This is a genomic window from Fischerella sp. (assembly GCF_013388695.1).
Classification (GTDB): Bacteria; Cyanobacteriota; Cyanobacteriia; order Cyanobacteriales; family Nostocaceae; genus PCC9605.
The window spans coordinates 1-12,069 of record NZ_JACAEU010000168.1 but is presented as its reverse complement, the minus strand read 5'-3'; the positions used below and the strand labels follow the sequence as shown (position 1 = coordinate 12,069).

The 12,069-nt window shown below is 40.8% G+C and carries 7 protein-coding genes; 2 read left to right on the top strand and 5 right to left on the bottom strand.

Annotated elements, in window-relative coordinates:
* Window positions 1-128 precede the first annotated feature (128 nt).
* From HXY43_RS23225 to HXY43_RS23215, 3 genes are all read right to left on the bottom strand, one after another.
* Window positions 129-2,342 (bottom strand): polysaccharide biosynthesis tyrosine autokinase, encoded by a 2,214-nt coding sequence (locus HXY43_RS23225; protein ID WP_290888426.1) that lies wholly within the window; start codon window positions 2,340-2,342, stop codon window positions 129-131.
* A 52-nt stretch (window positions 2,343-2,394) separates the two neighbouring features.
* Window positions 2,395-2,820 (bottom strand): hypothetical protein, encoded by a 426-nt coding sequence (locus HXY43_RS23220; protein WP_290888423.1) that lies wholly within the window; start codon window positions 2,818-2,820, stop codon window positions 2,395-2,397.
* A gap of 2,046 nt (window positions 2,821-4,866) precedes the next feature.
* A complete protein-coding gene (locus HXY43_RS23215) occupies window positions 4,867-5,631 on the bottom strand; it encodes a PIG-L deacetylase family protein (RefSeq protein ID WP_290888420.1) in 765 nt (254 codons plus the stop codon).
* A gap of 1,107 nt (window positions 5,632-6,738) precedes the next feature.
* Between HXY43_RS23215 and HXY43_RS23210 the strand changes: the two genes are divergently transcribed.
* On the top strand, window positions 6,739-6,936 hold the full coding sequence (locus HXY43_RS23210; protein ID WP_290888417.1) for a hypothetical protein: 198 nt from the start codon (window positions 6,739-6,741) through the stop codon (window positions 6,934-6,936).
* A gap of 175 nt (window positions 6,937-7,111) precedes the next feature.
* Complete coding sequence (locus tag HXY43_RS23205) at window positions 7,112-8,797, top strand: right-handed parallel beta-helix repeat-containing protein (protein WP_290888414.1); 1,686 nt, start codon at window positions 7,112-7,114, stop codon at window positions 8,795-8,797.
* A 174-nt stretch (window positions 8,798-8,971) separates the two neighbouring features.
* Here the strand turns inward: HXY43_RS23205 and aspS are convergent, their stop codons facing one another.
* Both aspS and HXY43_RS23195 read right to left on the bottom strand, forming a co-directional pair.
* Complete coding sequence (gene aspS, locus HXY43_RS23200; protein ID WP_290888411.1) at window positions 8,972-10,756, bottom strand: aspartate--tRNA ligase; 1,785 nt, start codon at window positions 10,754-10,756, stop codon at window positions 8,972-8,974.
* Between the two features lie 260 nt (window positions 10,757-11,016).
* Window positions 11,017-11,421: a hypothetical protein gene (locus tag HXY43_RS23195; protein ID WP_290888407.1), complete on the bottom strand. Its 405-nt coding sequence runs from the start codon at window positions 11,419-11,421 to the stop codon at window positions 11,017-11,019.
* Window positions 11,422-12,069: the final 648 nt, after the last annotated feature.

Here is a 12,069-nt window from a genome sequence, read left to right as displayed (position 1 = left end):
TGCTAAAAAAGCAGCAATAAACGTAATTTTTGATTGTCTAATATCCAGAAGCCTTTGTTTGAGAACTTAGACGCACAGAATTCAGCCGGAAGCTCCAAAAGCTCCGGCTTTGTCAAGAAACATCACCCCTATAATCGTCTTTCATCAATTTTTCCAGCCAGAATAGAATTTTCAGGTACAGCACTTAACTCTACTGACTCTTTTGAGTAGTAGAAGTAGCTGTCAGGTTCGCGCTTGACATTCACACCGTTGATGACCATACCCAATACGTTCTGACTTGACTGTGTCAAAAACTCTTTTGCCGCATTGGCGCTGTTCCAATCAACCACTCCTGGACGAACTACTAATAAGATGCCGTCGGTTAATTTGCCCAAAACTGCTGTATCCGCTGTTCCCGCTAAGGGAGGAGTATCGAAAATTACGCAGTCATAATCTCTGGTAAAGGTAGTAACCAATGCAGCCATGCGTTGGGAATCCAGTAGGGCGACGGGATTAGGAGGTCTAACTCCAGAAGTAAGAACGTAGAGATTAGGCATAACTTCCTGCACCACTGAATCTAGGGGAACTTTGTCAACAATGACATTACTTAAACCCTGAGCATTAGTTAGCCCCCAGATATGATGTTGGACTGGATGACGCATATCAGCATCTATCAACAGTACCCGACGTCCCACTTGGGCCATTGCTACAGCTAAATTAGCACTAACTTCTGACTTGCCTTCTTTAGGGATGGAACTGGTGACAGCGATCGCTCTTAGCTGTTGATCTGAAAGAAATTTCAGGTTTGCTTGTAGCATTTGGTATGCGTCACCAGCCGGGAAATGAGGAATGTCTCTACCAATCACTCGGGGAATTGGTCTATCTAGACCTTCTACAGGAGAACTGTATTTGCTATTTCTGCTCAAGTTAGGAATCACTCCTAGCAGGGTGTATTGAAACAGTTCTCTGGCTTCTTTAACAGTCTTAATGGAGCGATCGATCACATCTAAAGTTAAGGCAGAAATTACTCCCAGCAAGATACCGAAAACTCCTCCACCCGCCAAAATGAGAGCTTTTCGAGTACCACTTGACTCCTCTGGTATTATGGCAGGGGAGATGATACGAGCATTGCCAATATTTTGGTTCTCTGCTACTTTGATTTCTTGCAATCTTGTCAAGAGTGTTTCATAAGTTGTTTGAGCCGCTTTCAGCTTCCGCTCTAGCTCCCGTTGAGTCTGTTCTAGCTTAGGTAAAACCTTAGTTCGTTGTTTGTAAGCAGCCAATGTATTATTCAGTTCAGCGATTCGTTTTTCCAAACCGACGCGTTCTTTTTCTGTGCTGGCTAAATCTTCAATTAGCTTTTGTCGCACCTGTCCCATCTGTAAATTGCTTACAGAGATTTGGCGATCGTCACCAGCTACCTGATTTATCCGCTCTTTGAGCAAGCTGTTGAGAGAAGCAATTTTTTCTTCTAAATTGAGAATAGTAGGGTGTCCAGGAAAATAACGGCTGCGTTCAACTGCCAGCTGAGCTTGCGCTTCCTGAAGTTGAACAAGTACTTGCTGAGTTCCAGGCACTTGACTCAAGTCTGCTGCGACTACAGCTTGCTGTGGGTTATTGACTTTGGCCTGATTTTGTAACTTTTCCAAGCGAGCAGTCACATCAACTAGTTGAGCTTGTGATCCAGCAATTTCATCTTCCAATTTGGAAATTGTGTTGACGGCTGCGTTTGCTTCTTCTTGCAGAACAATAACGTTGTTTCTCTCTCTGAATCTACGCAGGGCAAATTCAGCTTTTTGGACAGTTTCCTCTGTTTTCGGTAATTGCTCCAATATAAACTTGCTAGCTGAGACAGCTTCAGCCCGATTAGCCTGTACGTTCTGGTTGATGTAATTGTCAATTACTTGATTGACGACCTTTGCCGCCATTTGAGGATCTTTATTTGTATACGAAATTTCCAGGACGTCTGTGCCTTTAACACTTTCTACTTTTAGTTGTTTTATTAAATCCTGGGTTTTGATCGGTTTACCCTCGTTATCTTTTAAGTCAAGCTCTCTGATAGTTTCCTCAATAACAGGAACAGATGTAACTATTTTTGCCTGAGTATCTATGGGACTGTTTGTATAAAGTAAAGATTCCAGTCGTCCTATATCTTCGCCCAACCCTGTTAGTGAGGAAGTATTATTCGTCTTAATTAAGAGACTTGCCTCTGCTTTGTATGTGGATTTCAATGAGAGTGCATACAGCAATGCAAAGGTGAAAACCGATCCAAAAACCCCTACTGCTGCTACCCAGCGCCGTTGCAGGACAAGCCAGTATTTTTGAAAATCTATCTCTTCAAAATTTGGTCTAGATTCCATCATGGCTGATTATTGATTGATTCGACTTTTTAATTCAATTGAACTGGCAAATCTGTTAGTTGAGAAGTCCGAAATCCTTGCTGCTTTTGGTGCCAAGCATCCTTGCATGTCTGCGAGTAAATTCGCTCACAGTTGGATTGCCCTCGGGGTGGATGACTCCCATCGCTTGCTGCCAAAGTTCTGGAGATGCTACAGATACACTATAAGTAGAGCCACACTTTTTCACGTGATACCATTTCGTTCGTTGGCACTGTTTACACCAGAATTCTTCTAACCATTCTCCTTGTAGAGACACTGTAGTTTTGGTAGCCACCAGAAGAATTGCTGTCTGCCGTCCCATACCCCTTTGCTGGAGTTGTCCTGGGCGATCGGCAAACAAAGGATACTTTTGACTCACACTATCGAGATAGCATCCATGAATTGGACAATAGATAGCTCGTCGCTTTGAACGCTTGCGATTTCTGTCACATCTTCTTTCCAATTTGACCTCCTTGATAGGTAAGTAAATAAGATACAAGAGTTTAGAGTTTGGGTTGTAAGCAGAGTTTGGGTTGTAAGCACTGAAATTAATTGTCAAACCCCGTTAGGGAAATTAATTAGTTGATTTTTTTAAGCGACCTTTACTTTTAAATACATTAAAACAACGAATAAATGCTTATGAAGTTAGTTGTTTTGGAGGTAGCACCCATGAGAGCAAAAGCAGTTGCCACATTTATGTTTAGAATTTTTTAAATTTGCTGATTTTTGATTACACGCTCTCTGCTACTCGACCATCTTGACTTGCAACAATGCAATAAAATACAAAGATGGTTACGTTGGAGGGACTGAGATCAAAATAGACCATCGAAGCCCAACTCCATTAATCCATTTAAGATTTTAGTTACTCATGATATAGTTAGTCGCTCTTTTTTTGAAATCAAAGAACAGTAGCTGTAGCAAGGCCATCAAAAGAAGCCGATAAAAGTTAAGTATTTAAATAGACGTAGATGGTATTTTTTGGCATCAGTAGATAAATTCCCCTGTCTAACCTTATTCATCTCTAAGCCTCATGTATTACACTTTACTCTGCTACTATGTTTTTTTTAGATAAAATTAACAGTTACGGGAATTCAGTTCTATCCAAACTATTCGTAAGTAGTTTCCTCATGCTTACGAGTATTAAATTTTGCATTATGCTTGGATTTATACTTGGATTTGATAAATGCACTTTTAGCCTGCGATTGGCATCACCCTTAAATACTGAGTTGCTAAATTTCTTGCAACTCTCTATACTTTTGTTTTCAATCCATAAATCATACAGCATATACATACCAAAAATTTAACTTTTTGTACAGAATTGCTTAGAGCCAGCATGATTGAGTTTTTTTCCTCAGGTTAAAAGCCTTTACAAGGCTATGCCTAGTAGATATAACAAGCAAGAATCTATGAGGATATCGCAGATTAAGTAAGTTAAGTAAAAAATGAAATATGTAGCAAGCGTGCGTTTATTTGCGAAAATAGTAGGTAAAGGCAGAGTTTTGACATAATATTTTTTGACATGATTGCTGAGCAAAACACAGGTGAAATCAACTGGGTCAAACTACGTCAATCCGTGAAAACAGTTTTTTTACTAGTTGCTGTCTGAAATATTACTTAGAAAATTATAACTTTTTTTGAGATGTGCTCAATAATATTATTAGTCTTCACAGAATCTTAAAATACTCTTAGTCAATATTAAATTGCTGAATAGCTTTGTAGTTTTGCTTATGAGGCTCAACTGCTTCAAAACATTGACATTACTGCGTTTGCTGCAATTTAGTCTAGCTAATTACATCAAGATTTTATTACTGCAAACAGTTCATGGAGCGCCTGTACAAAGCAGACAAAGGAGTCTTTAAATCATAAATTAGCAAGAAAACAGATTTCTGCAAACATAACCAATTTCTCTTACTTTAGTAGGATGCAATTATTGAACAGATGAATATCTAGTATTGACAGTCAAAAATAATACATATAAAAAAAGAAACAAGTAGTTAAATTATTTACATATTAATTTTATATTAAGAATTGAGAGCGGGATTTATTGAAAAGATTACTATGCAATTAAATATACTGTGCATTAATGATACCCCTTAATTTAAAGGCTGCTAATGTCAAGATTAAAAATACTTTCAAAGGAGAATATGGTATTTAAAACTGATTGCAGTTGTCTATATTCTTGAAAGAGTAACTATAAAGCCAATTAATGATACTTGGTAATCAATTCAATCTACTTTATATCTAAAGTTCTATAACTATAGGAAGAGATTTGCTCACCTCTGCTAGGCATTGCTAAATTTGGTGAGTAGCAATGGATAATCAAAAGTTAAACAAGAGTTAATGCGAGTTTCGGAGTTAATTTAAAACTGGTATGAACTCCAGGGTAACTGATCTGTTGAGGTCGCTTGTGACTTCATTTTGAAACATCTTAAACAGTTGGCTATGCAAGTTGTCAAGGAGGATACACCCTGCTAGACTGAATCAATATGCAAAGCGCTGTATGTGAAATTCAATTTTTGAAAAAAATCTCATAAGGCAAAAAGAAACGCTCTAAAAAGCCGCTAGGTAACATACTAATTTGAGAACGGTAAGTTTTAATAGCTTGTTTTTTTCTGTCTTTAACAGAATCAATCGTTAATCGGTAAGCATTAGCTATATCCTCAGACTTTAGCTCAAAATACAGTGGATTTTGCCAAAGCATCCAAATTGGATATTGTAATAGTTCAACCTGGATTCCCGATGCGGCGATCGCTTCTTTGACCAACTGATAAGTAGCCTCATGATCCCCGTGAACATCTTTTCTATGGGGAACATAAACCTCTTCTGGCATAAACAATCGCAATCTTTGAGCTAACTGATCGATTATATGTTGGCGTTGGTCATTAAGCAGATATTGCAAAGAGCCATCTATTTGATTGAGAAAGTGAGTTTGAGAATTTGCAACTCCCAGAATGTCTAGGGCATTCAAAGCCTCTCGCTGGCGAATTTCTGCGATCATTTCTGCTTTAATCCAGTCGGGTCTGCCATAGCGTCCATCGGTGAGAAAGACCACCTCTACAGTTACTCCTAGTGACCGTTTGAGGGCAATCAATCCACCACAGCCCAGAGTTTCATCATCCTGATGGGGAGAAAATACCATTGCTGATTTTTGGCTAACTGCTATTGGCTGACTTTTAAAATACAAAATCCAGTGATACAACATATCAGCATTAATAGAGCGAATTTTAGCTCTGAAAATTCCTCTTAACTTACTAACTATTTGTCTGGTTTTCATATTTCGTTATGCGTGTCTTTTTTGTAGTTACTAGGATTATTTTCTCTCTAATATTTCGATCTACAGCAGTTTTTAATTGAATGTGGTACATTCAAACCTTGCTCCCTGCCCCTCTCCTTACTAATGACAAGGGTGCCCAATAGGGTTGAGTGAGGTTGTGTTCTATTTAAATGACAGTCATTAATTATACAAATATTTCTTTGGTATGATTAGCTATCACATACTCTCAAGTTTTTCTTGCCATGATTTTTGACTCTGAAGCAAGAAGGCTGACAATCAGCCAAATCTAATTTTGATTTCTGGAACAAAAGATTTTTTTTAAAGCAGATCAAAATCGTCATGCAGAACCACACTTTATGCATAGGTGACATTGGGCTGAAATCATTATGAATACAAGGCATCAGACACTTATCGCTACTCTCTGAACAGGAAGTGCAAATAATTTTCACGCAACCATTTGCGATTTCTCTAAACTTAGGAATACTAATATCAAATCATTTATTAAAGATGTGAACGCTCTTTTTGTCAAGGTATGGGAGCATTTTATAAGAAAATTCTACGTATAGCAATAAAATATCATATTTACCTATAAACTCGGTATTAAATGAGCATTTACCCACTCACGGCAACTGGCAAGAAATGAGCTTGCTGAGGCAGTTGTATTGTGGTTGACTTGCACTCTCTGGTTTTGACCAACATCTCAATCATATTTAGTCTTGGGCAAGATATCTTAGGTTGTTGCAGCGATTTGTCAATCACAGCCTCATACCTGAACGACAATCATCTCCAAAATTTACTGCATTGCTTGAGTGAGGCAAAGATATCTTGAAAATGAGCGAGATATCAGTTACTATTCACAAGATAAAATATTTCAGATTTGTGAATTTCAATCGTGAGTTGAAACCGATATTTGAGTATCTACCATTATCATTCGCTCTTGCTGAATGTAGTCTTTAATGTTCGATTGCATAGGTTTGAGTAACTTCAACCGAGTAGTAATATCAGTTTCCTGAAGCCAAAGGGTTAAGTCTACCGAGTTTCAACCAATTCAGCTTTGACTACTGTGAGTTTAAGCCCAAGTCATCAGCCAGGAGTAAATCTGAATCCATGCCGATTTGGCAACTCTTGACCTCAGACAACGGAAGAAAGCTCAGACAAGTTTCCATGCCAATTCAACCATCTAGTTCAGTTCAAAACATCACTCCTACGACTACAGCAGATAGTTGTCTAGAGTCCTTGAGAGCAGCGATCGCGCTGCTAAACCTGGAGATGGCGATTCGATTCACTCTCAACCTGGTCAAATGAAGCAGTTATGTTCCACGCGAACATGCTTAATCTGTGCGTAAACGACATTTATGCGGAATTATAGCGAACCGCAATTTAAGTTGTGGACTTACGCAATCGGTCAAATGCCAAATTCCAGGTTTTCGCTTCTGAAGGGACGCTACCAATTTCACTTACACACCTGAGGAGTTAAATTATGGCCCAAGAGTACTTCGTTTCTGGGACAGGCAATGATAACAACAATGGCTTGAGTGAGACGAGCGCGTTTAGAACACTCCAAACAGCAGTAGATCGGCTACAACCAGGCGATACGCTCTACGTTATGAATGGGACTTACACTCAGAGCGATCCCAACAAAAGTCTGGTGGAAATTGTCAACAAGAATGGCTCAGAGGACAAGTGGACAACCATCAAAGCTTACTCAGGACACACGCCTAAACTGAAAGTTAAGGGAGGCAATGGAATTCACATAGCTGGTTCTTCTTACGTAAAAGTTGAAGGACTTGACTTAGAAGGCAGCAAGGATGAAGTTACATTAGACTATGCTAGGCAAGAGCAAAACAATTTCAATAACCCCGTCACTAATAGCTCTGGCATTAGCATTACTCCATCGTACGATCGCTCTGGGATAAATGGCTATTCTCACCATGTTGTCATCAGCGACAACAAAGTCCGTAACTTCACGGCTGCGGGCATTGCAGCCGAAAAGGCAGACTACGTCACGATCGAAAAAAACACCGTCTCTGGAAACTCCTGGTATTCACCTCTAGGGACTAGTGGAATAGGCATTATTTACAGCCGAAACACAGACAACAATACCAATGACTACAAGTTCATTATTCGAGACAATGTCGTTCATGATAACAAAAATCTGATCGCGTGGTCGGAGGTAGGCAAAATTAATGAAGGACATGGCATCATCATTGACGATGGACTCAACACCCAAGCAAATTCGACAGGTGAACCCTACAACGGCAAGACATTAATTGCAGGTAACACTGTCTACAAAAACGGCGGCTATGGCATTCAAGCCTACAGTAGTTCCAATGTGGACATTGTCAACAACACCACTTACCAAAATTCTCGCAGTCCTGAACTGAGTGGGACTGGAGAAATTGTGGCACTCAATTCCAAGAATGTGCGTGGCTACAACAATATTATGTATACGACGCCCGATCGTCGTGCCAATGTAGTCTGGGAATCTGAAAACGTCACCTTTGATCGCAACCTCGCCTACAACTACAAAACTGGTGAATTCCGCGCTTCAGACGATCCAAACGCTCAGGGGTTGCAAAATATCTTGGGTGAAGATCCAAAATTTGTAGACCCTGAAAATGGTAATTTTGCCCTCCAATCCGGAAGCCCCGCCATAGATATGGGTTCTGGAACCTTCAATGGTGTTGTCAAGACAGACCAACTTGGCACTGCCCGTCCACAGGATGGTGATGGCAACGGTAGTGCAATCACCGATATTGGTGCATTTGAATTGGGGACAAAATCAGCCTCCAGTGGCAATGGCACCGTCTTGGGTGTCAGTAAGAGTCCTTCTTCCATCACTGAGGGAACAGAGGATGACACTCTCACTGGTACTGGAGGCAGCAATAAAACCTTGCCTAAGAAAGGAAATGGTTCTATTTCCGATGATAGGGGAAATGACGTGCTCACAAATGGATATGGTAAAGATCGCTCCTTATATGCTGACAAAAATTCTGGTCAAAGCGATCGCATCTTGCTCAACTACGGTAGTGGTGATTGGTCAGCTAACCATCACAATAAACCTTTTGGCAGCGATAATAGCTTCATTGCGGATACGAGCGGCAAAACAACCTTAGGTAAAGATACTAAATTAGACCTTACGAAGGTACCGAGTTACTTTGGCTAGGCAGTTTAGTTTTTAAACTGTTTGATTGTTCGTAGAGGCACGGTAACGCCGTGCCTCTAACAGAATATCTGTTGCAACCAACCATCATAGAATTGGTAGCAGATCAACGCTTGAAATTGGGCGATCGCTCCTTTTCTATGATGACCTTCTCAGATATTCTGGTAATTGGCATTTTTAGGGTTTCGGCTTATGAGTCGAAGCAACGTGTAATTCTTTCAATTGCTTAACATCTACACCTGAAGGTGCATCTGTCATCAAACAACGTGCTTGCTGTGTCTTTGGAAACGCGATCACATCTCGAATCGATTCTTCCGCTGCCAACAACATCACCAATCGATCTAAACCATAAGCGATACCACCGTGAGGCGGAGTACCGTATTCAAACGCTTCCAACAGGAAACCAAATTTATTGTGTGCTTCCTCAACAGAAAGTCCGATCGCATCAAATACTTTTTCTTGAATTTCCCTTTGATAAATCCGCAGACTACCACCGCCAACTTCAAAACCATTAAATACCAAGTCGTAAGCTTGGGCGCGGGCAGTCTTCAAGTCATGCAAATCATCAGGATGGGGTGCAGTAAACGGGTGATGCAGTGCTTCTAGGCGCTTTTCCTCTGCATTCCATTCAAACATCGGGAAATCTGTAATCCAGAGCAAGTTTATTTTTTCCGGATTGATTAACCCGAACTCCCTAGCCATGAACTGGCGCAGCCTATCTAAGGTTTTGTTAACAGTAGCAGCGTCACCAGCACCAAACAACAATAAATGACCTGGTTTAGCATCTGTGCGGTGTAAAATTTCCTGTTTTTGCTCTGCGGTGAGGTTGTCTTTAATCGCACCGATGGTATCTATGTCTCCATTATCTCTCACGCGGATATAAGCTAACCCTTTAGCACCGGCCTCGTTAGCTTCTTTGAAAACATCACCGCCTGGTTTGATCCGGACATTAGAAATTACATCACCCTCGGGGATGGGGAGGATTTTGACGATCCCACCACTCTTCACAGCATCATGAAAGACTTTAAAACCACAGTCTTTAACAATATCCGAAACATCAACTAGTTCTAAGTTGTAGCGTGTATCAGGTTTATCGCTGCCGTAGCGTTCCATTGCCTCGGCATAGGTGAGACGGGGAAAGGGACGCTGTAACTCGATGCCTTTGACAGTTTTGAAGATATGACAGACTAATTTTTCGTTCAACTCGATAATTTCTTCTTGGGACATGAAGCTCATTTCCATGTCCAACTGAGTAAATTCCGGTTGTCTGTCGGCGCGTAAGTCTTCATCGCGAAAGCAACGGGCGATCTGGTAGTATCTGTCAAAACCGGATACCATCAGCAACTGTTTGAATAGTTGGGGTGATTGTGGTAAGGCAAACCAATCTCCGGGGTTAACACGACTGGGAACCAAATAATCCCGCGCACCTTCGGGAGTAGAACGAGTTAGTATAGGAGTCTCGACTTCAACGAAACCTTCGACATCTTCTAAATAGCGACGCATGGCTTTAACGACTTGATGGCGCAGTTGCAGGTTATGCGCCATTTGTGTGCGCCGCAAATCTAGATAACGATACTTCAACCGCACGTCTTCTCGCACCGGATCGGTTTCGGTGGTGGATACTTGAAAAGGTAACTGCTTGCGGACAGCGTTGAGCAATTCTATATTGTCAGCGTAGATTTCGACTTCGCCTGTAGGTATACGGCTATTCAAAGATTCTTCGGGGCGTTGTGATACCCTGCCTATCACTTTAATTACATATTCATTTCGCAGAGTATTTGCCTCAACGTAAGAATCCGGGGTGCGTTGCGGATCGCTGACTATTTGAACAATGCCAGAGCGATCGCGTAAATCTAAAAATATCACACCCCCATGATCGCGGCGACGGTCTACCCATCCGTATAAGGTGACAATTTCTCCAATGTGTTCTTTTCGGAGTTCGCCGCAATAGTAAGTTCGCATAGTTGTTAGTTCTTAGTTACCAAGCTAGACAAAACAAGTAAATGTCAAACCTTTTCATTATCTAGCATCACTTGCAATTCTAGTAATTCCGGTTAAAAAAAGATGAATAATTTCTCTAATAGGAAAGGGTGTAGGGGTATAGGGGCAATGGGCAACAGGCATGGGGCATGGGGCATAGTAAAAATCAGTACTTCAATCCCCAATCCCCGATCCCCAATGCCCAATTCCCAATCCCCAATTCTTTACACCCTTATTTAAGATTAAGCACGAGGGGCATTGAAAGCTTCCCAAGCAGCTTTAGCCGCATCTTGACAGCGATCGCCGAATTCTGCGATTTGTTTCATCAACAAGTGCCAGTTTTTATCGGCTTCTTGCTGCAATACCATCCAAGAGTGTTCAAGGCGATCGCGCTCAATTAGTTTTTCGCCTTCAATCGCTTCCCTCGCCCGGCGTACTGCATTTACATAAGTTTCTCGGGTGAGGGTTCCTGCTGATTCTGCCTCAGCTTGTGCGCGTCTTTTGATCGCCTCAATCAACGCTTTGGTTTCATGCTTGATTTCGTCGGTTTCACCAGCCATTTCAGTTTCTACCATTTCATTGGTTTGAGAACTGACTTCAACGACGATCAAGTTTTCCTCTTCCTCGTTGTTACGATTGTAAGTCATAGCTAGTCCTCCTTTGTGCTAACTGAAAGATTTGATTGGAAACTGCACCCTGTCAATATTGGGCATGGGGGAAGGTGGGGCCCCCTCTGGGGATAAGGGGTAATGGGCATTGGGGATTGGGAATCGGTGAGAACTATGAATGGTGAATGCGATTGGGCTGAAAATTTCATAATTCATAATTCATAATTTATAATTAATAAAACTCTTAAAGCGGCAGTTTTCAATTGATTTCCCATATTTTGCTCTCCTTGTAATGCTGTGAATGCGAATAAAAATTAGGTTGTAATTAACAGCATTACTTAAGCCGCAATTTGATTGTATCGACCTCAACACAGATATTTCAGGTAGAAATAGCGCTCTAGTAATGTACGGTTTTCTCGCTCCGATATTTATAAAACTTCATAAAAACTATATTTGTGAGTAACTTATAATACAGATTTTGTACTTAAATCAGTTGAATACATCTTTTGTAAAAAAACACATCTATCCAAAGCTATAAATTTTTACTGGTGTTGAGACTAAAAATCGTCTAAGGGACTTCCAAATAAAAAAACATACAATTTTTCTTGTGGGGTGGACATCCTGTCCGCCCATAACCAAGGGCGGGCGAGACGCCCACTCCACAAGAAGGGATAATTTATTTCTTGG

Coding starts and splice junctions, on each gene's coding strand:
- HXY43_RS23210 (WP_290888417.1), top strand. CDS start 6,739: ATGCCGATTTGGCAACTCTTGACCTCAGACAACGGAAGAAAGCTCAGA.
- aspS (WP_290888411.1), bottom strand. CDS start 10,756: ATGCGAACTTACTATTGCGGCGAACTCCGAAAAGAACACATTGGAGAA.
- HXY43_RS23225 (WP_290888426.1), bottom strand. CDS start 2,342: ATGATGGAATCTAGACCAAATTTTGAAGAGATAGATTTTCAAAAATAC.
- HXY43_RS23205 (WP_290888414.1), top strand. CDS start 7,112: ATGGCCCAAGAGTACTTCGTTTCTGGGACAGGCAATGATAACAACAAT.
- HXY43_RS23215 (WP_290888420.1), bottom strand. CDS start 5,631: ATGAAAACCAGACAAATAGTTAGTAAGTTAAGAGGAATTTTCAGAGCT.
- HXY43_RS23195 (WP_290888407.1), bottom strand. CDS start 11,421: ATGACTTACAATCGTAACAACGAGGAAGAGGAAAACTTGATCGTCGTT.